The sequence below is a fragment of the Methylobacterium marchantiae genome (genome assembly GCF_042679825.1).
GTDB lineage: Bacteria > Pseudomonadota > Alphaproteobacteria > Rhizobiales > Beijerinckiaceae > Methylobacterium > Methylobacterium marchantiae.
In genome coordinates, this window is the sequence record NZ_JBHTND010000005.1 from 20,043 (window position 1) to 42,401 (window position 22,359).

Annotated in this window: 21 protein-coding genes and 1 pseudogene; 14 read left to right on the forward strand and 8 right to left on the reverse strand. The window is 67.4% G+C overall.

The window, feature by feature from the left end; all coding sequences use genetic code 11:
* Positions 1 to 180: 180 nt before the first annotated feature.
* From ACFQ4G_RS05085 to ACFQ4G_RS05100, 4 genes are all read left to right on the forward strand, one after another.
* Positions 181 to 660, forward strand: a complete 480-nt coding sequence (locus ACFQ4G_RS05085) for a hypothetical protein (RefSeq protein WP_238206017.1) — start codon at positions 181 to 183, stop codon at positions 658 to 660.
* 66 nt (positions 661 to 726) lie between these two features.
* Positions 727 to 2,289 carry an AAA family ATPase gene (locus ACFQ4G_RS05090; protein ID WP_019904521.1) on the forward strand — a complete coding sequence of 521 codons (1,563 nt, stop codon included), beginning with the start codon at positions 727 to 729 and terminating at the stop codon, positions 2,287 to 2,289.
* 11 nt (positions 2,290 to 2,300) lie between these two features.
* Positions 2,301 to 2,537, forward strand: a complete 237-nt coding sequence (locus ACFQ4G_RS05095; protein ID WP_238206018.1) for a hypothetical protein — start codon at positions 2,301 to 2,303, stop codon at positions 2,535 to 2,537.
* Positions 2,534 to 2,893 carry a hypothetical protein gene (locus tag ACFQ4G_RS05100; protein WP_051439878.1) on the forward strand — a complete coding sequence of 120 codons (360 nt, stop codon included), beginning with the start codon at positions 2,534 to 2,536 and terminating at the stop codon, positions 2,891 to 2,893. The genes ACFQ4G_RS05095 and ACFQ4G_RS05100 overlap by 4 nt, the downstream gene beginning before the upstream one ends.
* 563 nt (positions 2,894 to 3,456) lie before the next feature.
* Here ACFQ4G_RS05100 and ACFQ4G_RS05105 read toward each other — a convergent pair.
* The 7 genes from ACFQ4G_RS05105 to ACFQ4G_RS05135 form a co-directional block, all read right to left on the reverse strand.
* Positions 3,457 to 4,275 carry a metallophosphoesterase gene (locus ACFQ4G_RS05105; protein ID WP_018044324.1) on the reverse strand — a complete coding sequence of 273 codons (819 nt, stop codon included), beginning with the start codon at positions 4,273 to 4,275 and terminating at the stop codon, positions 3,457 to 3,459.
* Positions 4,272 to 4,814 carry a metallophosphoesterase gene (locus ACFQ4G_RS05110; RefSeq protein WP_018044323.1) on the reverse strand — a complete coding sequence of 181 codons (543 nt, stop codon included), beginning with the start codon at positions 4,812 to 4,814 and terminating at the stop codon, positions 4,272 to 4,274. The genes ACFQ4G_RS05105 and ACFQ4G_RS05110 overlap by 4 nt, the downstream gene beginning before the upstream one ends.
* A gap of 154 nt (positions 4,815 to 4,968) precedes the next feature.
* A complete protein-coding gene (locus ACFQ4G_RS05115) occupies positions 4,969 to 6,258 on the reverse strand; it encodes a Y-family DNA polymerase (RefSeq protein WP_018044322.1) in 1,290 nt (429 codons plus the stop codon).
* Positions 6,255 to 6,683 carry a LexA family protein gene (locus tag ACFQ4G_RS05120; RefSeq protein ID WP_018044321.1) on the reverse strand — a complete coding sequence of 143 codons (429 nt, stop codon included), beginning with the start codon at positions 6,681 to 6,683 and terminating at the stop codon, positions 6,255 to 6,257. Before ACFQ4G_RS05120 ends, ACFQ4G_RS05115 begins: the two co-directional genes overlap by 4 nt.
* 193 nt (positions 6,684 to 6,876) lie before the next feature.
* On the reverse strand, positions 6,877 to 8,880 hold the full coding sequence (locus tag ACFQ4G_RS05125) for an AAA family ATPase (protein WP_018044320.1): 2,004 nt from the start codon (positions 8,878 to 8,880) through the stop codon (positions 6,877 to 6,879).
* Positions 8,881 to 8,937: 57 nt separating this feature from the next.
* Positions 8,938 to 10,542, reverse strand: a complete 1,605-nt coding sequence (locus ACFQ4G_RS05130) for a DUF2235 domain-containing protein (protein WP_026176012.1) — start codon at positions 10,540 to 10,542, stop codon at positions 8,938 to 8,940.
* 41 nt (positions 10,543 to 10,583) lie between these two features.
* Complete coding sequence (locus ACFQ4G_RS05135) at positions 10,584 to 11,162, reverse strand: toll/interleukin-1 receptor domain-containing protein (RefSeq protein WP_018044318.1); 579 nt, start codon at positions 11,160 to 11,162, stop codon at positions 10,584 to 10,586.
* A gap of 354 nt (positions 11,163 to 11,516) precedes the next feature.
* On the opposite strand from ACFQ4G_RS05135, the pseudogene ACFQ4G_RS05140 reads away from it, so the two are divergent.
* Positions 11,517 to 11,873, forward strand: a pseudogene (locus tag ACFQ4G_RS05140) (hypothetical protein); the annotation flags it as partial.
* A 137-nt stretch (positions 11,874 to 12,010) separates the two neighbouring features.
* Here the strand turns inward: ACFQ4G_RS05140 and arsH are convergent.
* Positions 12,011 to 12,757 carry an arsenical resistance protein ArsH gene (gene arsH, locus ACFQ4G_RS05145; protein ID WP_018044316.1) on the reverse strand — a complete coding sequence of 249 codons (747 nt, stop codon included), beginning with the start codon at positions 12,755 to 12,757 and terminating at the stop codon, positions 12,011 to 12,013.
* Between the two features lie 50 nt (positions 12,758 to 12,807).
* On the opposite strand from arsH, the gene ACFQ4G_RS05150 reads away from it, so the two are divergent.
* The 9 genes from ACFQ4G_RS05150 to ACFQ4G_RS05190 all read left to right on the forward strand — a co-directional run bounded on the left by ACFQ4G_RS05150 (position 12,808) and on the right by ACFQ4G_RS05190 (position 22,196).
* Positions 12,808 to 13,167 carry an ArsR/SmtB family transcription factor gene (locus tag ACFQ4G_RS05150; RefSeq protein WP_026176011.1) on the forward strand — a complete coding sequence of 120 codons (360 nt, stop codon included), beginning with the start codon at positions 12,808 to 12,810 and terminating at the stop codon, positions 13,165 to 13,167.
* The gene (locus ACFQ4G_RS05155) at positions 13,160 to 13,687 is read left to right on the forward strand and encodes an arsenate reductase ArsC (protein WP_018044314.1); all 528 of its coding nucleotides are present in this window, start codon (positions 13,160 to 13,162) and stop codon (positions 13,685 to 13,687) included. Before ACFQ4G_RS05150 ends, ACFQ4G_RS05155 begins: the two co-directional genes overlap by 8 nt.
* Complete coding sequence (gene arsC / locus ACFQ4G_RS05160; protein WP_018044313.1) at positions 13,687 to 14,112, forward strand: arsenate reductase (glutaredoxin); 426 nt, start codon at positions 13,687 to 13,689, stop codon at positions 14,110 to 14,112. The genes ACFQ4G_RS05155 and arsC overlap by 1 nt, the downstream gene beginning before the upstream one ends.
* Positions 14,113 to 14,148: 36 nt before the next feature.
* Positions 14,149 to 15,444 carry an arsenic transporter gene (locus ACFQ4G_RS05165; protein ID WP_056306599.1) on the forward strand — a complete coding sequence of 432 codons (1,296 nt, stop codon included), beginning with the start codon at positions 14,149 to 14,151 and terminating at the stop codon, positions 15,442 to 15,444.
* A gap of 7 nt (positions 15,445 to 15,451) precedes the next feature.
* Positions 15,452 to 16,615 carry an MFS transporter gene (locus ACFQ4G_RS05170; protein ID WP_056172881.1) on the forward strand — a complete coding sequence of 388 codons (1,164 nt, stop codon included), beginning with the start codon at positions 15,452 to 15,454 and terminating at the stop codon, positions 16,613 to 16,615.
* Between the two features lie 44 nt (positions 16,616 to 16,659).
* Positions 16,660 to 17,055, forward strand: coding sequence for a hypothetical protein (locus tag ACFQ4G_RS05175; protein WP_018044310.1), 396 nt, complete (start codon positions 16,660 to 16,662; stop codon positions 17,053 to 17,055).
* A gap of 82 nt (positions 17,056 to 17,137) precedes the next feature.
* On the forward strand, positions 17,138 to 17,533 hold the full coding sequence (locus ACFQ4G_RS05180; protein ID WP_018044309.1) for a FixH family protein: 396 nt from the start codon (positions 17,138 to 17,140) through the stop codon (positions 17,531 to 17,533).
* Positions 17,530 to 19,032: an efflux RND transporter periplasmic adaptor subunit gene (locus tag ACFQ4G_RS05185; RefSeq protein WP_018044308.1), complete on the forward strand. Its 1,503-nt coding sequence runs from the start codon at positions 17,530 to 17,532 to the stop codon at positions 19,030 to 19,032. Before ACFQ4G_RS05180 ends, ACFQ4G_RS05185 begins: the two co-directional genes overlap by 4 nt.
* Positions 19,029 to 22,196, forward strand: coding sequence for an efflux RND transporter permease subunit (locus ACFQ4G_RS05190; protein WP_018044307.1), 3,168 nt, complete (start codon positions 19,029 to 19,031; stop codon positions 22,194 to 22,196). The genes ACFQ4G_RS05185 and ACFQ4G_RS05190 overlap by 4 nt, the downstream gene beginning before the upstream one ends.
* Positions 22,197 to 22,359 lie beyond the last annotated feature (163 nt).

Here is a 22,359-nt window from a genome sequence, read left to right on the forward strand (position 1 = left end):
CCATCCCGGCCGGTTCTGCGTTGACGTGATCTACCTGGCCGGCCCCACCCAGGACCTTCTCCCGTGCGCATAACGCTCTACCCCGTCCCGGCTGGGACCCCCGCCGTTGGGCACGCCGTCGGGTACGTCTCGGGCTCGCCGCTCTCCAACCTCGCGGGGGCCGCCCCCCCGGCGGGGCCTTTGCTGTCCTACGATGGCCGGCAGGCCCTGATCGATGGCCAGCCGGTGGATCATGCGGAGATCTCGGAGGCCCTCCACGCCGAGATCGAGCGAGTGGCCAAAAGGGTCTTCGGACCTGATTTCGTGGGGCCCCTGAGCCTGGCCTCGGGCCTAAACGTGCGCTCCCTGGCACGCGGCCGCCTCATCTCCCATGGTCTCCCGGCGCCCCTCCTGGACATGCTCGGCCGGGCGGCCGCAACCGCACACCCGAGGGCCACCGGGTATATGCTCCAAGCAGTCGCGTACCTTTGGGACGAGCACGTCATCTCCCATGGAATGGGCGAGACCGGCCCAGGGCCGCTCTCCGCCCAGGGTCGCGAGGCCCTCGGGCAGCGCTGTGAGGAGATCCTCGACCGTGCGCTCGGGATGGTCGCCACGATGCAGGGGGAGACGGCCGCGGCCCGGGCCCGGACGGCCGCGCTCAAGGCAACGCTCCGTTAACGATTCGTGTGTATGGCTGGCACCCTGAAGCCCTGTCTCTGACAGGGCGTCTGGAGAAACCCGGCCATGACGAAGACCCCCCCTCGGGGTGCGCGCCCCCGTGCGCCTGCCAGCGATCCGTTCGCACCCAATCATCCCCCGTCCGTAGACTGGCTCGATCAGGGCCTGGATTTCCTCGACTGCGACCCGCTCGCGGATACGATCCACTGGTCGACCGGCATCCTGCTCGACCTGCCGGACCTGCCCCCCCCCGTGCGTGCCGCGCTTGAGAAGCTGTCGTCGTGCCGCGTGTCGCTCTCGTCGCTCTCGCATGCTGAGAGCGTGTGCGACGATGCCTCGGAGGACCTCAAGCTGGGGCAGAACGACCGCGACACGTATGCCGATTGGTCGACGAGGTGCGTCTATTACCAAGCTTTTTTGGGCGACCACGTCTGTGCCCTGCGGTGTGCCGTCAGGGTCTGGCAGATCGCCATGGCGGGCGGGCATACCGACCTACGACTGGGAAATCTCCTCCGAACGCATGCCGAGATGATGAGCATCGCCGCGTACTGCGATGGAGAGCAGTGGGCACCCAGGCGCGAGCCCCGGTCGGCCCGCCGCCAGGGGGACGGTTTGACCGCCTTACAGATCATTGCCCGGTCGGTCGTGAAGGTAGAGTGGCCCAACAACGTCAAGCGCGGCCCCGTCCGGGACGACACCGGCTTCGATCCCCGCGATCAAGACGAGGACGATCTGCCGGAGGCAGCGGGCGCCGGGCTCCTCGTCGTGCGCAGCGTCGAGCACCTGCCGGGGTCCGCGAAGGACGGCGCACGTAGCAGCGGCGGGACCACGCCCCGCGCGGAGTGGGCGCCTATCGCGGGGGTGACTCTCCCGCGCCGGCCGGTGCCCGATCTCGCGGCCGCGCGTCGGGATCTCGTCGATCAGTACCCGCACGCGGCATCGCTCATCGAGCGCATCCTGAACCAACTCGTCGGTAGGTCATTCGCCCGGCTTCCACCCATCCTGCTCGTCGGGCCCCCGGGCTCCGGCAAGACGCGACTGGCCACCAGCCTGGCCACCGCGCTGGGCCTCCCAAGCACGGTCTACTCGTGCTCGGGTGTGGCGGACGCCTCGTTCATCGGGACCTCCCGGCAGTGGTCATCCGGCAGGGCCTCGGTGCCGCTTCAGACGATCCGGCAAGAGAGCCTCGCGACGGTGGCGGTGGTCCTCGACGAGATCGAGAAGGCCGGCACCAGCATGACGAACGGCAATCTCCTCGACGGGCTCCTGCCCATGCTGGATCATGCCGAGGACTACAGGGACCCCTACCTGGAGTGCGCGACCGATCTCTCGGGCATCACGTTCCTGGCGACGGCTAACGGGACTAGGGGCATGCCCCGGCCCCTGCTGGACCGCTTCCGAGTTTTCCAGATGCCCGAGCCCACGCTTGCCGACCTACCTGCCCTCGCACGGGGGATCGTGGGGGACGCCCGGCGCGAGAGGGGGACGGATGCGTCGTGGCTCCCGGACCTCGACGGCGACGAGCTCGGGCTCATCGCGGAGCACTGGAGTGGGGGTAGCGTCCGACGTCTCCAGCGTCTCGTCGACACCGTCCTCGCCGGTCGCGAGACCCTCGCGGCCCGGCATTGAAGAGGGTGACGATGACCACGCACGCCCCCGTCTGGGACTACCTCCGCTCGTCCATCCGAGCCCATCGCCTCGCCGGCACGGTCGATCACCGCGTCGGGGTCGTGCTTGATGAGTACGTCGGACATATGGCCCGCTGTGTCGCGACACGCCAGGTCACCTTGTCTGAGGGCCTCGCCGCCGCCAACGCGGCCGTCGTGGCATGCGGCCGCCTCATCCCGATCCCTGAGGATCGCCTTGAAGCGCGATGACAGACGTCTACCGGAATCTGACCCGCGGCTGCTGGTCCGTCCGTGAACGCGGCCGCGTCGTCGCCCACGCCCAAACCGTAACCCTGGCCGACGCCGTGATGGTCGTCCGGCCAGGGTCGCGGGCCCGGGTTATCCCCACCGGCAATCGCGAGGTTCACGCGTGGATCAAGGGCACCCTCGTCCCGCATGCAGGCGTCCCCGCGAGGGCCGTCAGATTCTATTACCGGCCGTTCCTTGCCGGTCATTTCACTGACGAATGCGGTCGGCCCGTCGTGGCGGCCGCCTCAATTTTCTTCGACGAGGACGGCAGGGCATGGCACAGCGAAACCGGTACCCAGGCAGCCGCTTCGACCTGACTGAGCTCGGCGACCGTCCCCTGTTTCACGACTGGATCATACAGCCCGACAACCGGTCCGCGGATGGCACCGTGCTCACCGGGACGGTCTACGGGCATGACAAGTTCCCCGACGGGACGGGCCTAACGACGTCGACCGTCCAGGCTTTCGATGCGGCGGCGGGATGGGCGTACTGCTACTCGACTGGGCTGGTCCGCCTCGGCCGGTGCCAGGACCCGGAGGGATGCGCGAACGTGGACCTTATGTAGCCCAAGCGTTAACGGCCCGGCCGGGGCGGTGGTGGCAAAACGCCTGTCGGGAGGCGGGCGGGCGGCAAAACGCCTGGGCGGACGGCAAATTACCTATTCCGAGGGTCGCTGGCGGCAAAATGCCTGGGCGCCCCCGGGTCGACAGGCCGTTTGGGTCACCTTGATACAGCCCCCCCCGCGCCTCCCGGTTAACGCAAGGCCCGTATCCCGTTCGGGAATTTTTTAGGTCCGGAATGCCGTGACCTGACCGTTATTTTGGACCGAGCCGACTGAGAGGCTACTGTGGCCTGTCCTGGGATCCGTCGAGGGGGCTGGTCAAGGAATGTAATGGGCGACCTCAACAACGAGCCCATGTCTGAACCTGGTTCGCTCATCTGAATGCCCCCTTGCGTTGCAGACCACCCGCGTCCGGCCCACCCGGTAATCGGAGGCATAATGGACATGACCGTGGACCCAGACGTCCGGTCCTTGGTCCAGGATGACGTCAGTCAGGTCGGAAGCATCGCACCACCGTAGGTCCGCGTCGCTCCGTGGAAGGCTCGCCGGGTGCGGGGCGTGATGGGTCACCACCACCGTGGGACCGGGGTGGCTGACGGCCAGGGTGTTCTCGATAAAGCCACGGGTGACCCGGTGCATCGCAAGCACCTCCTCGGGCTTGATGCGATTGCGCGACCTCGGACCCGTGCGGATCCGGCGGTAATCGACCATCCCACCACGCCCCTGGGCGGTCCGGATACCGTGGTTCAGGTTGAACGACCCCAGGCGGAAGTCCGTCCATAGGGTACCGCCGGCGAACCGAACGCCGTCGATGATGACCGCGTCGTCGAGCAGGAGATGGATGCCGAGCGCGTCCGCCCGCTCACGCCCCCGGGTCAACTGGTCGTGAATCGTGTAGCGTTCCTCACCCCGGTCCCACCAAAAATCGTGATTGCCTGGCACGTAGACCACCGGCACGCCGGACAAGTGGTCGCCGAGCCAGTCCAGCGCCCGAACCAGGGGCATGTGCACGTCACCGGCCACGACGGCCACGTCGAAACCACCCGCCGGCGCATGCGCGGCAGGGTCCCAAGCATTCTCCTTCCAGTCCTGATGCAGGTCCGAGAACACCCATAGGCGAAGGCCAGGGGCAGTCATGACCCCGCTCCGTTCGTCGCCAAGCGCGCCAGGATCCGGTCCAACGTCACCGGGGCCCAGTCCCAGCAATCCACGCCGACATCGGCACGCGTCGCCGTGCCCGGGACCGAACCATGGGAATGCCCATGCAGGTGAAGGCCACCCCGGTGGGAGCGAGGGTAGCTCACATGAGGGTAATGGCTCAGCCATATGGAGCGCATCACGCCCGCCGGGTCCGGCAGGGCGATCATCGCCACGTCCCGGACGGGCTCGGCCCAGGGGAGGCGTTCACCGATCCGCTCGTGGTTGCCACGGATCAGGAGCTTGCGACCGTTAAGGCGTAGGAAAATCGCGAGCGCATAAGTCTCGGTGCACCGGTATGCGAAGTCGCCCAGGTGCCAGACCGTGTCATCCGGGTGGACGACGGCGTTCCAACGTTCGACCAGGGTCTCGTCGTGCTCGTGAAGCGAAGCGAACGGTCGCTGGGTCTGCATCCTCGGGCTGAGGATGAGAGCTTGATGGCCAACGTGGCTGTCGGCCGTAAAATGTACCTTTGGCATTTTAACCTCTCGCAATTGCGGAGGCTTCGCGCGCGGCATCGCTCTCCGGGATTAGTCGGTCGGGGGCGGCGCCATGCGTTTCATCGTTACTATCCTTGAAGCTTCCGCGTGATCGCCTGGCCGGTCCCCGAACGCAAGGGGCGTGAGAAGCTTGTCAGGCCGCGGCGACTATCGGAATCTCGTCGAGGCGGGTCGTGTAACGGGGCGACCGCATCTTGAACTTGGTCGACCATTCGCGGTTCGGGGCGAACCCGGCGGCGCCCGGGACGACGGCGCCTCGTCCGAAGCGGCGATTGCAGGCGTCGAGCGCCTCCATCAGGGCGGCTCCCATCTCGCGGTCGAGTTGGCCCAAGCCCGGCATCGCACGCTGCGATGCGGCCAGCGGCATCAGGTCGGTGGTGACCACCCCGGCCTTGGAATAGCGGAACCCGTCCCGCCTGGTCTTCCGGACGCCGTGGGTGGCGGCCTTCACCAGGGCGAGAGTGTCGCTGGTCGCCTCGGGGAGCGTCACGACGGTCGAGACCGAGCGTTGAGGCCGGTCGCGGTCATGCTCCGAGGTGTGGAAGAAGACCGTCACGTGGTTGGTCGCCAACCCCTCGCGGCGGAGCTTCTCGCCGAGTCTGGAGGCATGGGTGGCGACGGCCTGCTCCATGGTGGCGCGATCCTCGACGCGCTCGGAGAACGACCGGGTGACGGCGCATCCCTTACGGGTGGCGGCTACCGTCTCCAGGTCTAGGCAGGCCATACCCCGCAGCTCGTGGACGAGGCGCTCGCCCACGACTGTCATGGCCTTGCGGGCGACGCGTGGGTCGAAGTCGCGGACATCGGCGGCGCTGTCGCATCCCAGGGCTTCCAGGCGCCGGGCGTTTGCCGGCCCCACACCCCAGATGTCGCCCACCGGGATGCGGATGATCCAGTGGTCGTACTGCTCCGGGTCGGTCAGGTCGCAGACCCCTTCGAGCTCGGGTACCTTCTTGGCGATGTGGTTGGCGAGCTTGGCCAACGTCTTGGTCGACCCGATGCCGACGCAGGTGGGGATGCCCGTCCAGGCCCGTACGGTCGCCCGCATGTCCCTGCATAAGGACGCCCGGTCCTGGTTGCGCACGTCGGAGATGTCGAGAAAACTCTCGTCGATGGAGTAAATCTCGATGCGGGGCGAGAAGTCCCGGTAGACCGCGTTCACCCGGGCCGACATGTCTCCATAAAGGGCGTAGTTCGAGGAGTAGACTTGGACACCCTGCTGCCGGCACATGTCCCGGATCTTGAACCAGGGCTCGCCCATCCGGATGCCGAGCGCCTTGGCCTCGTTGGTCCGGGCAATCGCGCAGCCATCGTTGTTGGACAGCACGATCACCGGCACCTTCGCCAGCCGAGCATCGAAGACCCGCTCGCACGAGCAGTAGAACGAGTTGCCGTCGGAGAGCGCGTAGGCCCGGGCGCTCATTCGCAGCGGCGCTTCGCACAGACGGACCCGGAGACGACGCCCCAGACCTCAATGACAGCGTCGGGGGAGAGTTGGAACTCGGGGAAGCGAGGGTTGGCGAAGTGCAGCGAGATGCGCGGCCCTTGGCGCTTCCAGACCTTGAAGGATCGCTCGCCGTCGATGTCGACAACGACGATGTCGCCGTTGCGCGGGGTGAGCGAGCGGTCGACGACGGCGAGGTCGCCGTCGAACAGGCGGGCTAGGATCATGCTGTCGCCGGCGACCCGGACCAGGAAGGTGGCCGGGCGGTTGACGATCAGTAGGCGCTGGAGGTCGATCTCTTCCTCGATGAAGTCGTCGGCCGGACTCGGGAAGCCGGCCTGGACAGGCTTGGCGAGAAGGGACACCGGCATGGAAAAGCCGATGTTTATGCCAGTGATCTGCATGGTGCTCCTCCAAGAGTCCAGGAACAAAAGCAGAACACGTTTGGCCGGTTCCGTATAGCGGCTACGCTTGGGTGCGAAGCCACAATTCGATGAGGTCCCGCCGATGGTGGAGTGGGGAAAACCCGTCTCCCGCGATAGAGGCGGTTCATGCACCCGCCGTCCGCGAAGGGATGCCACGGACGGTAGGGGTGGACTACGTAGGCAGGGCGCCGTTGATCGCCCGGATCACCTTCTCCGCATTGTCCAGGGTGGCCTCGATGGCGGGGGTCTTTTCGTCCAGAACGGCGGGATTGCGAATAAGCCAGTCCGCCGGCGTGAAGTGATCGAACTCTGGCGTGTCGGGAGGCAGCAGCTTGAAGGCCGCCTCCACCCGCTTGACCAGTCGCACAATACCCCCCGCCTCCTTGTCGAGCTTGGCGGTCGTCAGCACACCGCGGCCCTTCAGGCCGTAGGCTCCGTTGACAATGGCGAGGTAGACTTCCGGGTCGAAGATGTCCTCGACATCCCCCTCTGGCAGGCCGAGCACGTCGGGGTAGTTCATGATGCGGTTCTCGGGGATCGCACCTGCGGCCCGGAGTTGCTCCAGCTTGCGCTTGTCGCCCTGAGCCCTGTCGGACATCACCGCGATGTGCAGCTTCGCGCCCTTGAACAGCGAGACGAACGACTGGATCTTGTCGAGGCCGCCGGCCGGGCAGATCGTCCAGCGCGGATCGAGCGCGATACGCTTGCGGCGCTTCAACTGGGCCGAGAGCGCATTGAGGAAGACGAGGTCGCCGGGCCCCTCGACCAGCAAGGTGTGCTTGCCGATAAACAGGGCCTGGGTCACGTCGTAGCCCAGCGCCGCCTGGAGCGGGAACAGCGTGTCCGGATCGGTCGCCAGGACGTCATCGCGCACCTTGGTGCCCTTCGTCGTCGGGAAGCCGTTCGGCCGCTGTTCGATCTGGTCCTCGACGATGCGCGAGAGCGTCAGGTCGTCGGGTGGAACCATGAACGGCGAATGGGTCGAGAACACCACCTGGTGGTGGGGCACCAGCTTGTCGCCGAAGTACCTCAACAGGTCGGCCTGGGCCTTTCCGTGAAGGGTCAGCCCTGGCTCGTCGAGCAGGAGCACCAGGCTGCCGCCCTGCTTGCTGACCTGGGCGAACTTCACCAGGAACGAGAAGAACCAGATGAAACCGGCGCTCCGCTCCGAGAAGGGGACCGAGACGCGATGCAGGATGTTTTTGACGCGGGCGCGCGCGATCACGCCCTCGTCAAACGGCGCGGGGTCGTTCGGCTCCGCCTTTGTGACCCTGACCTCGATCTCCAGGAACGGGTTCTGGGTCCAGTATTCCCGCAGTTGGTCGGTGATCGCGTTCGACGCGGATTCGCATTTCGCGTTCAGCGACTCGTAGGTCTTCGACTCGCGGATCTCCTCGACCGAGGTCCCGGCGAACTCCAGGAAATCGAGGAAAACCAGCTCGGGGACTTCGAGAGGCTCGCTCGACCTATGCGGGCGGCGACCAAATCGATGGACGCCGCCATCCTCGTCCCTCTCGATGTCGTCGACGCGGATCTGGCCGGCCATGCGGTCGTAGTGCGAGAAGTACATGAAGCTTGGGCAGGCCGAGCGAACGTGGCTCGCAATAGCGTTGAGCACCGATTTGCCTGGCAAGGCTTCCAGGGCATCCAGTAGCGCCTGTTGGGCTGCGGATATTTCCTCCAGGCCCTCCAGGGCCTTCCGGACCGCTGCCGCCGAACCGGAGGCCGCAAAGGCGCGTCGCTCATCCTCGGTTAGCCCATGCCTGTCGGTGAGGAAGGCCATGCAGGCGGCCTCGTCGAGGTGCACGGTCACTCCGATCCCGCCACCGTAGCGCCGGCTGAGGGTCACCTGGGACGACGCGAGGCAGCCGGGCCCGAAAGATGCGGCGAGGTCGTTCATCTCGGCGTCGGACAAGGTCCACCGGGTCGCGATGACCATGGCGTCGTCGTCCGCGTGACGCCTCTCGTATTCGTTCAGGTAACGCCGCGGGTAGTCCCGCTCACGGTCGAACGTGATAGGCGTCGACGCATGAGGTTTCAGGCCGGCGAGCGCGTGAAGCAGTGCCGTCTTGCCTGCCTCGTTCTTGCCGACGAGGCAGGCCATGTCGCCGAGGGTGATCTCGCCGGAATCCTCGACGCTGCGAAAATTCGTGACCCTGAAACTGTCGAGCTTCATCCGAGACCTCGTTGTCCGGTCGGCCTCGGCGGAGGCCTGCATGTGAAAGGATGATGGTTAGGGCGTGCCCGGAGCCGAAGCCTGCGCGGGTGCAGGGGCGGCCGGAGATCCGTCGTTGAAATCCCCGTGGGTGGCCAGCGCCTCCGGTCGGTAGGGGCCCCTGCCGGTGCATTGCGTCACCTCGGCCAACCGGAAGCGCCGGTAGACGGTCTCATGGACAGGCGCCCCGGGCGGCACGTAGCGTGGCTTCACCGCCCAGCCCAGCCTGCCGGCCAATGGCAGGAGCCAGCCGGGGACGATGCCCGCGATGGTGTCGCGCATCCCGGCGACCTCGCAGTGCTGCATGCCGTCGAAGGCCGGGTGCAGGTGCAATCGCCCGGTACCCGTCTTGCCCGGTTCCATCCCGTCGACCAGGAGCGGATACGGAATGGTCGTGGCCTCCTCGACCATCCAGTCCAGCGCGATGTCGGAGAGCCGGCTTTCGACCTCGGGATAACTCCCGCCCACGTCGGAATGGTTGCCTGCGAACCACATCTGGATCAGCGGATCGGGCTCGTCGCCGACCCTTTGGCGAATGGCGTCCTTCTTCGCCCATTCGACACGGGGGAAGTCGGCGCGGGTCTCGTCGATTGCCAGGGCGTGCCGACCGTAGCCGACGTGGCCGCTGAGGAACCTGTCGTAGTTCCCGGACCGCCATTGCGCGAGGTTGAAGCGCGTCTTGCCGTTGACGGGGGAGTTCACGATGAACTTGATGGTGGTAGGAAGCCAGCGCCACAGGACGAAAGCCGCGCCGAGGATCGCGACGACCGCGAACGGCTTCCAGAACCCCGTATGGAATGCAAGGTCGAGCACGACCGACGGCCCGGCGGCGAGCACGGCGGCCAGCGCGAACAGCCCTGCCGCGAGGCCCCAACGCCGTACGCCGACCGATCCGAGGGATGCGACGGTGTCGAACACGCCTACGAAATGAGGAGCCACGTTCGACCTCAGGTCGTCGCCTGACCCGTATCGGTGCCGGAACCGACGCGCCAGCTCCTGGCGCTCCCGGTCGTAGTCGCCCCGAGGGGACCCGGCGCCATACTCGTAGACTCCCATCACCGCCTCGTTGGCGATGTCGCGGGTCGTCTTCCGAAACCGTGGAAGGTAACTGCCGGGGGGTAGTGCCTCGGCCGGCGGCGGGAGCGCGTGCTTCCGGCCTGGAAGCTTCTCCTTCATCCATTGGCCAACCGCCGCCCAAAGGCTTGGGGCCTTGCACTCGCCCCCGGGCGCAATCGTCGGGACGCCACACAGGAAGAGCACGTTTGCCACGCAACGGGCCGTGTAGGCTCCTCGGCTGAAGCCCACGAGGAAGATACGGTCGCCCGGCTCGTAGTGGTCGATGATGAAGGCGTAGCAGTCGGCGATGTTCTTCGTGATGCCGAGGCCCGTCACCGAGGACAGGAGCTTCTGCAGCCTTCGGTAGGCGCTCAGCAACCCGGTGGCTGAGCCGTCGGTCCCCAACCCGGGGTCGTAGAACGCCACCTGATCCTTCGGGTCGATGCCGCTGTCCGGGCCAACCCGGCAGACGCGATAGAGTTTGTAGACGTTGCTGAGGCGCTGCTCCTCGCGCAGCCCGCCCTCCTGGCCGGTCCCGTCCGAAAAGACGACAATGTTCTTCGGCATGCCCATTCCGACCCCACGGGCCGCCCCCCGAATTATATGGTTCAACCGGAAACCCGACTTCGCGTCGGCGGACCGTCCTTGGTCCGCTTCGGGCCCGTGGCCCCCTTCATCCGTCGAGCGCCGGCGGTCTTGGCGTTCCCTGTGGATGCCTTGCTCCTGGCCGCCCTGGCAGGCCTCGCTTTGGCATCCTCGGCCAGCGAGGCGCGCACCGTCCTGACCGCCCCGCGGATGCCCTGGGTCACGTCGTGAAAAGCCTCGTCCGCGGTTCGCCAGTTGCTCACCACCCGGCCGTCTCGCGGCAACACCTTTAGCGCCGAAGCGCCGGTATCCTTCCAGTCGCAATGGCGGAGCACGACGACCACCACACGCATTGCGCCCCTGGCCCGGCGGCCCATCGCACGGCGGTACTCCAGTTGGCACCAGTGGCTGTGGATGTACTCGGGGCTCATCAACGCCACGAAGACGTGGGCCTCCCGAAGCTTACGGGAGATCTTGCTGTTCAGTGCGTCACCGGCTTCCATGTCGCCATCGAACCAGGTCTCGACCTCGTCGCGCTTCAGTTGCGCCAGGTGGACCTGCAGCTTTGCCTGCTGTGCTGAGTTCGCGTGGCTGTAGGACACGAAGATCCGAACCGTTGGCTTCTTCGTCTTCGCCTTTGGTGCGCTCGGCTTTGGCGGACTGGAGGCGCACGCGACCGCCGCCCCTTTCGTCTTGGGTGGTGTAGCCTTCCTGGCCCCTGGCCCGGATTTCGTGCGCAATGAGCCCCCCAGGCGGCGGCCAAGTTCAGGAATAATGTCGTCTGAACACGTTTTGTTCCAGTCGTCCTGCGCTCATCCTGCGCTGTGGATCTCTCCCGCTCCGAGCTTGCGGGATTTGGGCCCGCGATGCGATCACCGCCGCCTCAAGAAGCGCTCACACGATGAAAATCAGGGACCGCCACCCTCGACTCTGACCCCTGGAGCGCCGCGAAAAGCGATATCGAACGCATACTCGTCGAAACCCACCAGGAGTTCGGTACCCGCCAACTCGAAGCTAACGTGGGCTACATAGACCGGGCGATTGGCATGGTCGCCGACGCATCAGATACACCTTCGTCGAAAGCCAGGCCCAACCTCGGTCCCGAAACGCGTTCCCTCCACGTTGCACTCGCGACCGGACGGAAGGGAGGGCCGTCCCATGTCCTGTACTATCGGGTGCAGGGGGACGGGCATGGGCACGCTGAGGTCGTCATCCTCCGAGTGCTGCCCGACAGAATGGAGCCGCGTCTCAGGCTGGCCGTCGATCTCGACCTGACCGATGATGAGGACGACACACCCCAACCGGGGATGTGACGGCCGGAGGCAGCGAGATCATCCGCCGATCTTGCCTTCGGATGCCATCCTGAACCGAATATCGCTGTGACGTCGAAGGGCTGTCTAACGCAACTCGCGGCCACTCGGCTTTGATCCAACACCCCACGGGCAGTGGTTCAGCGCTTGACGAACCCGATGTCGACGGCGACGGCCTTGAGGCGCTCAGGCTCTCGCTCTTTCCGTTCGGAGTAGCGGTCAACGAGATAGGAGGAGCGCTCGCGGGTCAGGAGCGTGAACCTGACCAATTCCTCGCAGACGTCGACCACCCGATCGTAGAGCGGCCCAGGCCTCATCCGGCCGGCCTCGTCAAATTCCTTATAGGCCATCGGGACCGAAGACTGGTTCGGGATGGTGATCATCCGCATCCAGCGCCCGAGCACACGCAGGCCGTTGACCGCGTTGAAGGACTGCGAGCCGCCCGAGACCTGCATCACGGCCAGGGTCCGGCCCTGCGTCGGGCGCACCGACCCTTCCGACAGGGGGAGCCAGTCGATCTGGCTCTTGATCACCCCGGTCATGGCGCCGTGGCGCTCGGGGCTGACCCAGACGTGGCCCTCGGACCAGATCGAGAGGTTCCGGAGTTCCTCGACCTTGGGGTGATCGGCCGTGGCGTCGTCGGGCAGCGGCAGGCCGTGCGCGTCGTAGATCCGCACCTCGCCTCCCATCGCCTCCAGGAGACGCGCGGCCTCGTAGGCCAGGAAGCGGCTGAAGGAACGCTCCCGGAGCGAGCCGTACAGGATCAGGAAGCGTGGGGCGTGGGTGAACGGTGCCTGCACCTGAAGGTCGGTCGCCGCCGGGACCACGAAGTGCTCCTCGCTGAGGTTGGGCAATCCATCGGCGAAAGGCTGTTGGGGCTTGTCCAAGACGCTTCGTTCCTTTACGTTTCAACGATGGTTGAGATATTGACATCATGATGGACGAACGGCAAGCCGTCGCCGCCTTCGCGGCCCTTGGGCAGGAGCATCGCCTACGCATCGTGCGCCAGCTCGTCACCGCCGGCCCTGAAGGCATGGCGGCCGGCATGCTGGCCGAGGCGGTCGGCGTCTCGGGCACCAACCTGTCATTTCACCTGAAGGAGCTCAGCCATGCCGGGCTGGTCACCTCGCGGCGCGAGGGACGCTCGATCATCTACAGCGCCGCCTACCCGGACCTGTCCGAGCTCATCCAATTTCTGATGCGCGATTGCTGCCAAGGGCGACCCGAGGTCTGCGCCCCCGCCGTCGCCGCGCTCGCCGCCTGCTGCCTGCCCACCGGAGACACCGCTCATGCCTGACCGCGTCTACAACGTCCTGTTCCTCTGCACCGGTAACTCCGCTCGCTCGATCCTGGCGGAGGCCATGCTCAACAAGGAGGGCCAGGGTCGTTTCCGGGCCTTTTCCGCCGGCAGCCAGCCGAAGGCGGACGTGAACCCGCTCGCCGTTCAGGTTCTGCGCGAGACGGAGTACCCGACCGAGGGGCTGCGCTCGAAGTCGTGGGACGCGTTCGCCGGCCCCGACGCGCCGGTCATGGATTTCGTCTTCACGGTCTGTGACAACGCCGCCGGCGAGGCTTGCCCCTACTGGCCCGGCCAGCCGGTGACGGCGCACTGGGGCATCGAGGACCCTGCAGCCGTCGAAGGCAGCGACATGCAGCGCAAGGCGGCGTTCATCACCGCCCAACGCTACCTGAAGAACCGGATCGGAGCCTTCGTCGCTCTGCCGCTCGACAGCCTTAGTGGCGTGGCGCTCTCGTCCAAGGTGCGCGAGATCGGCCAGCGGGCCGGCGCCACCTCGCCCCGCCCGGAGGTCGCGTGATGGACGTCGTCATCTACCACAACCCGGATTGCGGCACGTCCCGCAACACCCTGGCCCTGATCCGCAACGCCGGCATCGAGCCGCATGTGGTCGAGTACCTCAAGACGCCACCGAACCGGATCCTGGTGCGCCAACTCGCCGACAGGGCTGGCGTCACCGTCCGCGCTCTGCTCCGCGAGAAGGTCACGCCCTACGCCGAACTCGGGCTCTCGGACCCGAGCCTGACGGACGACCAGCTTCTCGACGCCATCGCCGAGCACCCGATCCTGCTGAACCGCCCCCTGGTGGTGAGCCCGAAGGGCGTTGCCCTGTGCCGGCCCTCCGAGGCGGTCCTCGACCTCCTCCCGGCCCAGCAGGGCGAGTTCGTGAAGGAAGACGGCGAGCGCGTCGTCGACGAGCACGGGCGCCGCGTCGCCACCGCCTGATCCGCTCCACGTACACAAGAACAAGAAACGGTCCCGATGCTCGCCCTTGCCATCTTCGTGGTCACCCTCGTCTTCGTCATCTGGCAGCCGAAGGGGCTCGGCATCGGGTGGAGCGCCCTCATCGGGGCCGCCGTGGCGCTGGCCACCGGGGTCATCAGCCCCGGCGACATCCCGGTGGTCTGGCACATCGTCTGGGACGCGACCTTCACCTTCGTGGCGCTGATCATCATCTCGCTGCTCCTCGACGAAGCCGGCTTCTTCCATTGGGCGGCGCTCCACATCGCCCGCTGGGGCGGCGGCCGGGGACGCCTGCTCTTCCCGCTGCTCATCCTCCTGGGTGCAGCCATCGCGGCGGTGTTCGCCAATGACGGGGCGGCCCTCCTGCTCACCCCCATTGTGCTCGCCATCCTGCTCCGGCTGAACTTCAAGCCGGCGGCCGCGCTGGCCTTCATTGTTGCCTGCGGGTTCGTGGCAGACTCGACGAGCCTGCCGCTGGTGATCTCGAACCTCGTCAACATCGTCTCGGCGAACTTCTTCGACATCTCCTTTAGCCGCTACGCGGCCGTGATGGTGCCGGTGAACCTGGTCTCGTTGGCAGCGACCCTGGTGGTGCTGTGGCTGTTCTACCGGCGCGACCTTCCGGCCACGTACCCGGTAGCCGAGCTCGAAGCGCCGCGCCACGCGATCAAGGACCCGCTGGTCTTCCGGGCGGCCTTCCCGCTCCTCGGTCTGCTTCTGGTCGCCTACTTTGTGACCGCACCGTTCGGCGTGCCGGTCTCGGTGGTCACCTGTGCCGGCGCACTGATCCTCCTGGCGCTGGCCAACCGCAGCCGCGTCATCCCCATTCGCAAGGTCCTGACCGGCGCCCCCTGGCAGATCGTGCTGTTCAGCCTCGGCATGTACCTCGTGGTCTACGGCCTGAAGAATGCCGGGCTGACCGGCTACCTGGCGCAGGGGCTCGTATGGCTCTCGGGCTTTGGCCCGTTCGTCGCCACCATCGGGACCGGGTTCGCCGCCGCCATCCTGTCCTCGGTGATGAACAACATGCCGAGCGTGCTGGTGGGCGCGCTCTCAATCCAGCAGGCCCCGGACCTCTCGCCACTGACCCGGGAGCTCATGGTCTATGCCAACGTCATCGGCTGCGACCTCGGCCCGAAGTTCACGCCCATCGGGAGTTTGGCGACCCTGCTCTGGCTGCACGTCCTCGACATCAAGGGCCAGCGCATCACCTGGGGTCAGTACATGCGGGTCGGCCTCGTGATCACCCCTCCGGTGCTGCTCGTCACCCTGGCTGCCCTTGCAGTGTGGCTACCCGTTCTTGGGGCCCGGTAGCGGACCGATGACCCCGGTGCGCCGCTGGCCCGTGATCTCGGCCCTAGGCGTCGTCCAGATCCTGACCTGGGGCTCCTCGTTCTACCTGTTGTCGGTGCTGGCCACCCCGATGTCGAAGGACACGGGATGGCCCCTGGGTTGGGTCATCGGCGGCCTGTCCCTCGGCCTCCTCGTCGCGGGCTTGGTCTCGCCACGGGTCGGAGCGTTCATCGGGGAGCACGGCGGTAGGCCCGTTCTGGCCTTCGCGGCCGTGGTCCTTGCCTTGGGCCTCGGCGTCCTCGGCCTCGCGCCGAACCTGCCGACCTACCTGGTGGGCTGGCTCCTCGTCGGGCTCGGCATGGGCACCGGCCTGTACGATCCGGCCTTTGCCACGCTTGGTCGGCTCTACGGCGCCGAGGCAAGACCCGCCATCACGACCCTGACCCTGTGGGGCGGCTTCGCCAGCACGGTGTGCTGGCCGCTCTCGGCCTTCCTGATCGAACGGGTAGGCTGGCGCGGCACCTGCCTCGCCTATGCCGGGCTGCACCTGGCGGTCACGCTTCCCCTCGTCCTGCTCGTCATCCCGCACCCCCCTGCCCACGGGCCAGCACGTTCCGAGGGCCCGGTCTCGGCCGTCCGGCTCGATGCACGCGAGCGGCGTGCCTTCCTCCTCATGGCGGGGGTCCTGACCCTCGGCGGCACCGTAATGGCCATGGTCTCGGTGCACCTCATTACCCTTCTCCAGGCCCGTGGCGTGGCGCTGACCTCGGCCGTCGCATACGGCGCGCTGATCGGCCCGTCACAGGTGGGGGCGCGCATCGTCGAGATGGCCGGGAAGGGCCGGCATCACCCTCTATGGACCCTCACCGCGGCGATGGTCCTCGTCGCCATCGGGGTCGCGATGCTGGCGGCTGGTCTGCCCGTGGTGGGGCTGTCGCTGGTCCTCTACGGCGCCGGCAACGGGATCTATTCCATCGCCCGCGGGACGGTGCCCCTCGCGCTGTTCGGTCCCGAGCGCTACGCCCCGCTCGTTGGCCGGCTCGCCCGTCCGGGGCTGGTGGCGCAGGCGCTTGCGCCCTCCCTCGGGGCGGTCGTGCTGACGCAGGCGGGCGCCGATGCGACCTACGCCCTCTTGACCGTGCTCGCCCTCGCGAACGTCGCGCTCGCCGTATCCCTCTGGCGCGTCCGGTAGTCACCTCCCTTCCTCACCGCTCCGCGATGTGGCATCGTCCGTCCGTGACCTTCTGGCTCGCCCTTCGGCGGCTGCTTCCGCTCCTTGCGGTCCTCAGCCTCGCCCTTGCGCCGGTGACCGCATCCGCGGCCGCCGCGGGCATGCATGCGCCGATGGCCGCTCAGGGCCACGCCATGGCGATGCCCGACGAGGCCATGGACGACATGGCCGGGATGGCCATGGACGAGATGCCGTGCTGCCCCAAGGAGCGGCCGGACATGCCCGACTGCTCGAAGGGCTGCCCCCTGATGGCACTCTGCCTGGCGAAGGTCGCCACCGGCCTGCCCGGCGCCTTAGGGTTGCCGGGACGCGTCGCCGTCGTCGAGGGGACTGCGTGGGCCGTCACCGCCTCCTTCGACAGCGTCTCGCAAGGGCCACCCTCCGAGCCTCCCCGAGCCTGAACCCGATGCCGTCGGCGCCTGCGCCGGCACGGTGACGCGCGTCCGCGCGTGGCCATCCATCGCGTTCAGGAGACCCCACATCGTGACCAAGACATCGTTTTCGCGCGCCCTCACGGTTGCGCTGCTCGGCCTCGCCCTCACCGCCGCGGCCCGGGCCGACACCAAGGACTACGAGTTCCAGCTGGTGAAGGACGAAGCCAAGCAGGGCGAGGCCATCCTCGACGTCCGCCTCGTCGACAAGCGCACGTCCAAGCCCGTGCCGAACGCCGTCATCTTCGCCAAGCGCATCGATATGGCGCCCGACAGCATGGAGGAGATGACCTCCAAGATCGAGCAACTGCCCTCGCCGGAGCCGGGCCTCTACCGGTTCAAGGCGAAGCTGACGATGGCCGGCGGCTGGCGCCTCTCGCTCGGGGCCAAGGTCCAAGGCGAGACCGGCACCGTCGAGAACAAGCTGGTGTTCAAGGCCACCAAGTGAGCCGGACGGCATGGCTGGCCGGGACCCTCGCCGCGCTCGCGGCGGGGGGGCTGGGCTATGGCGCGGGGCATGAGGGCAGCCCCGTGCCGGCGCTCGTCCAGCAGGCGCGGACCGGGTTCGCCCATTGGCTGCCGGGTGCACGGCCGGCCTCCCCGATGCCCGCGCAGGCTCCGATCAAGGCGACGGGTTCGGTGGTCTACTACCGAGACCCGGACGGGAAGCCGGACTACGCCTCCGAACCCAAACAGACGGCGGACGGTCGCGACTACCGCGCCGTCCACGCCAGCGAGGACGTGCGCTTCGACGAACCCGAAGAGGCGGAAGCCATGCCTGACGCCGGCCACGGCGACATGGCCATGGCTCAGGCCAAGACGCCCGCGAGCGCCCGCAAGGTGCGCTTCTACCGCAACCCGATGGGCCTTCCGGACACTTCGCCGATTCCGAAAAAGGACTCGATGGGGATGGACTACCTCCCCGTCTACGAGGGCGAGGACACCGACGACGGCACCGTGACCCTCTCGCCCGGCAAGGTCCAGCGAACCGGCGTCCGGACGGAGGTCGCTGCACGGCGCGTCCTATCCATGCCGGTGCGGGCTCCTGGAACCATCGAGGAGGACGAGCGCCGGATCTCGGTCATCGCGATGCGCACCGACGCCTTCATTGAGAAGGTCGAGGCCGTCACCACCGGCGACCACGTCCACAAGGGCCAGCCGCTCATGCGCCTGTTCTCGCCCGAGATGAACGCGGCCGCCGCGCAGTACCTCACCGGCATCGGCTACGAGGGCGCCCGGCGCCGACTGGAGAACCTCGGCATCCCGCCCGAGGCCATCGACGAGATCGAGCGATCCCGAAAAGTGCCGGCGACCATCACGTGGTCGGCGCCACGCGACGGCGTCGTGGTCGAGCGCAACGTCTCCGACGGCATGCGCGCCAAGTCCGGCGACACCCTGTTCAAGCTCGTCGACCATACCCGGGTATGGGTGCTCGTCGACGTGACCGAACGCGACCTGGCGTCCGTGGCGGAGGGCCAAACGGCGACCGTGCGTGCCCGGACGTTTCCCGACCGGACCTTCACTGGCACGGTGACGCGGATCTATCCGCACCTCGCCATGGGGACCCGGACGGCCCGCCTGCGCATCGAGTTGCCGAACCTCAACGGCGACCTGCGGCCCGGGATGTACGGCGACGTCGAGATCGCGACCGGGAACGCCAAGCCCGTGGTCGCCGTCCCCGACGACGCCGTCATCGACACCGGAACCAGGCAGGTCGTCCTGCTCGACAAGGGCGAGGGCCGCTTCGAGCCGCGCCCGGTCAAGCTCGGTGCCCGCGGCGACGGCTACGTCGAAGTCCGGGAGGGCATCGCGGCAGGCGACCGGGTGGTGACCGCCGCCAACTTCCTCATCGACGCCGAGAGCAACCTCAAGGCGGCGCTGCAGGGTCTCTCCGAGCCGAAGGTAGAACCAGGTCCGCAGGCGGCGGCCGATGGGAGGGCGCCATGATCGCCCGGCTCATCGGCTGGTCGGCCCGGAATCTGGTTCTGGTGTTGATCGGGACGGTGTTCGCGGTGGGGGCCGGGCTCTACGCCCTGAGGACCCTGCCGCTCGACGCGATCCCGGACCTCTCGGACGTCCAGACCATCGTCTACACCGAGTACCCCGGGCAGGCGCCACAGGTCATCGAGGACCAGGTCACCTACCCGCTGACTACCGCCATGCTGACGGTGCCCCGGTCGAAGGTCGTGCGCGGCTTCTCGTTCTTCGGGGTCTCGTTCGTCTACGTCATCTTCGAGGACGGCACCGACCCATACTGGGCCCGGAGCCGGGTGCTCGAATACCTAAACACCGTGGCCAAGCGCCTGCCGGCGGGGGTGACCCCGACGCTGGGACCGGACGCGACCGGGGTCGGCTGGGTCTACCAGTACGTCGTGGTCGCCAAAGAGCGCACGCTGGCCGAGCTCCGCTCGCTCCAGGACTGGGTCGTGCGCTTCGGGGCCTCTCGTGCCGAAGGCGTGGCCGAGGTCGCAGGCGTCGGCGGCTTCGTCAAACAGTACAACGTGGTCGTCGACCCGAGCCGGTTGCGGGCGCAGGGCATCACCCTGGCGAAGCTCCGGGACGCGATCCGGGCGAGCAACGCCGACGTAGGCGGCCGCACCGTCGAGCTCTCCGAGTTCGAGTTCGTCGTCCGTGGCCGCGGGTACCTCAAGAGCATCGCCGACATCGAGAGCATCGTCCTGAAGACAGAGGCGGGCACGCCCCTGCGGGTGAAGGACGTCGCCCGGGTCGAGCTCGGTCCCGACGAGCGCCGCGGCATCACCGAGATGAACGGGGAGGGCGAGGTCGCCGGCGGCATCATCCTCCAGCGCTTCGGGGCCAACGCCCTCGACGTTATCGCGAGTGCCAAGGCGCGCCTCGCCGAGGTCGCCGCGAGCCTGCCCAAGGGCACCGAGATCCTGCCTGTCTACGACCGGTCGCACCTCATCGAGGCGGCCATCGAGACGCTCAAGGGGACCCTGATCGAGGAGAGCGCCATCGTCGCCCTCGTCTGCGTCGTGTTCCTGCTCCACGTCCGCAGTGCGCTGGTCGCGATCCTGATGCTGCCGGTCGGCATCCTAATGGCGTTCGCGGGCATGAAGGCGCTGGGCTTGGGCGCCAACATCATGAGCCTGGGCGGCATCGCCATCGCGGTCGGCGCCATGATCGACGCCGCCATCGTCATGATCGAGAACGCCCACAAGCACCTGGAGCGGGCGGACCCTGGCAAGCCCCGGGTCCAGGTCCTGATAGAGGCCGCCTCCGAGGTCGGTCCCTCGCTGTTCTTCTCGCTCCTCATCATCACGGTCAGCTTCCTGCCCATCTTCACCCTGGAAAGCCAGGAAGGGCGTCTGTTCGGGCCGCTGGCCTTCACCAAGACGTTCGCGATGGCGGCGGCGGCGGTGCTGTCGGTGACGCTGGTTCCGGCGCTGATGGTGCTGTTCGTGCGCGGCCGCATCGTGCCCGAGCACCGCAACCCGGTGAACCGGCTCCTGATCTGGTTCTACCGTCCCATCATCGCAGGGGTCCTGCGGGCGCGGGTGCTGACCATCCTGATCGCGCTGGGCGTTCTCGGCGCCTCGGTCTGGCCGGCCCTGCAACTCGGGTCCGAGTTCATGCCCGATCTCGACGAGGGCACCCTGATGTACATGCCGACCACCCTGCCGGGCATCTCGGTGACCAAGGCCGGCGAGCTTTTAGGGAGACAGGACACCATCCTGAAGAGCTTCCCGGAAGTCCTGTCCGTCTACGGCAAGGCCGGACGGGCCGCGACCGCGACGGACCCGGCGCCCTCCGAGATGTTCGAGACCATCGTCAACCTGAAGCCGAAGGCGGAGTGGCGCCCGGGCGTGACGCTGGCGAGCCTCAAAGCCGAGATGGATGCCGCGCTCCAGTTCCCCGGTGTCTCCAATGCCTGGACCCAGCCGATCCGCGCCCGCATCGACATGCTCGCCACCGGCATCCGGACCCCCGTCGGCATCAAGGTGCTCGGAACCGACCTCGCCGAGATGGAGAAGGTCGCCCGCCGGGTCGAGGCGGTGGTGAAGGCGGTGCCGGGCACGTCGAGCGCCTATGCCGAGCGCGTCCAGGGCGGGTACTTCCTCGACATCACGCCCGACCGGGAGGTTCTGGGCCGCTACGGCCTATCGGTCGGGGACGTGCAGGACGTGATCGCCATGGCGCTCGGCGGCGAGAGCGTCACCAACACGGTCGAGGGCCGCGAGCGCTACACCGTCAACGTGCGCTACCCGCGCGCCTTCCGGTCGAGCCCACAATCCATCGCGACCGAGGTGCAGGTGCCCATCGCGGGCGGAGGCACGGTCCCCTTGGGCGAAGTCGCCAAGGTGGCACTGACCCGGGGGCCGACCCAGATCCGGACCGAGAACGGGCAACTCGCGGTCTTCATCTACGTCGATGTCTCGGGACGGGACCTTGGCGGCTACGTGGCCGATGCACGGGCGGCTGTTACCGGCGAGGTGAGCCTGCCACCCGGGACCACCCTCCAGTGGAGCGGGCAGGTCGAGTACCTCGACCGCGCCACGGCCCGGCTCAAGATCGTGGTGCCCCTGACCCTCCTGACCGTGTTCCTGCTGCTCTACCTCAACTTTCGCCGGCTGACTGAAACCCTCATCGTGATGCTGTCGCTGCCCTTCGCACTGGTGGGCGGCGTCTGGCTGATGTGGTGGTTGGGCTTCAACCTATCGGTCGCCGTGGCCGTGGGCTTCATCGCGCTCGCCGGGGTCGCCGCCGAGACCGGGGTGATCATGCTGGTCTACCTCGACCATGCGCTGGCCGAGATCCGGACGGAGTGCGAGCGGGATGGGCGCGCCCTATCGCGAAATGACCTGAGGCGGGCGATCATGGTCGGCGCGGTCGAGCGGGTGCGGCCCAAGATGATGACCGTGGTCGCCATCATAGCCGGGCTGTTGCCCATCCTGTGGAGCACCGGCTCGGGCTCCGAGGTCATGCAGCGCATCGCGGTGCCGATGATCGGCGGCATGGTGTCGTCGACCGTCCTGACCCTCGTCGTGATCCCGGCGGTATACGGGCTGGTGAAGGGATGGGGACTGCCGAGATCCGACATGCAGCCGGAACCCGTCGAGGGGCACACGATGCCCTTGGCCGCGGAATGACAACGAGGACGAGACCATGCTGGTGGTCGACGACGAGCCGACGGTTAGGCATGTTGGTCTCCGACATTCTCGAAGACCTCGCCTAACCCGACATCGAGGGTCGCTCGCATCCGGTCGATGATCGAGGAGAGCCGGTAGGAGGCATGGGGCTCCGGCCAACCGA

What these genes read in the sequence shown, in the direction of transcription:
- ACFQ4G_RS05090 (WP_019904521.1), top strand. Translation starts at nt 727, where the DNA reads ATGACGAAGACCCCCCCTCGGGGTGCGCGCCCCCGTGCGCCTGCCAGC.
- ACFQ4G_RS05095 (WP_238206018.1), top strand. Translation starts at nt 2,301, where the DNA reads ATGACCACGCACGCCCCCGTCTGGGACTACCTCCGCTCGTCCATCCGA.
- ACFQ4G_RS05100 (WP_051439878.1), top strand. Translation starts at nt 2,534, where the DNA reads ATGACAGACGTCTACCGGAATCTGACCCGCGGCTGCTGGTCCGTCCGT.
- ACFQ4G_RS05105 (WP_018044324.1), bottom strand. Translation starts at nt 4,275, where the DNA reads ATGACTGCCCCTGGCCTTCGCCTATGGGTGTTCTCGGACCTGCATCAG.
- ACFQ4G_RS05110 (WP_018044323.1), bottom strand. Translation starts at nt 4,814, where the DNA reads ATGCCAAAGGTACATTTTACGGCCGACAGCCACGTTGGCCATCAAGCT.
- ACFQ4G_RS05115 (WP_018044322.1), bottom strand. Translation starts at nt 6,258, where the DNA reads ATGAGCGCCCGGGCCTACGCGCTCTCCGACGGCAACTCGTTCTACTGC.
- ACFQ4G_RS05120 (WP_018044321.1), bottom strand. Translation starts at nt 6,683, where the DNA reads ATGCAGATCACTGGCATAAACATCGGCTTTTCCATGCCGGTGTCCCTT.
- ACFQ4G_RS05125 (WP_018044320.1), bottom strand. Translation starts at nt 8,880, where the DNA reads ATGAAGCTCGACAGTTTCAGGGTCACGAATTTTCGCAGCGTCGAGGAT.
- ACFQ4G_RS05130 (WP_026176012.1), bottom strand. Translation starts at nt 10,542, where the DNA reads ATGCCGAAGAACATTGTCGTCTTTTCGGACGGGACCGGCCAGGAGGGC.
- ACFQ4G_RS05150 (WP_026176011.1), top strand. Translation starts at nt 12,808, where the DNA reads ATGGACGAACGGCAAGCCGTCGCCGCCTTCGCGGCCCTTGGGCAGGAG.
- ACFQ4G_RS05155 (WP_018044314.1), top strand. Translation starts at nt 13,160, where the DNA reads ATGCCTGACCGCGTCTACAACGTCCTGTTCCTCTGCACCGGTAACTCC.
- arsC (WP_018044313.1), top strand. Translation starts at nt 13,687, where the DNA reads ATGGACGTCGTCATCTACCACAACCCGGATTGCGGCACGTCCCGCAAC.
- ACFQ4G_RS05165 (WP_056306599.1), top strand. Translation starts at nt 14,149, where the DNA reads ATGCTCGCCCTTGCCATCTTCGTGGTCACCCTCGTCTTCGTCATCTGG.
- ACFQ4G_RS05170 (WP_056172881.1), top strand. Translation starts at nt 15,452, where the DNA reads ATGACCCCGGTGCGCCGCTGGCCCGTGATCTCGGCCCTAGGCGTCGTC.
- ACFQ4G_RS05190 (WP_018044307.1), top strand. Translation starts at nt 19,029, where the DNA reads ATGATCGCCCGGCTCATCGGCTGGTCGGCCCGGAATCTGGTTCTGGTG.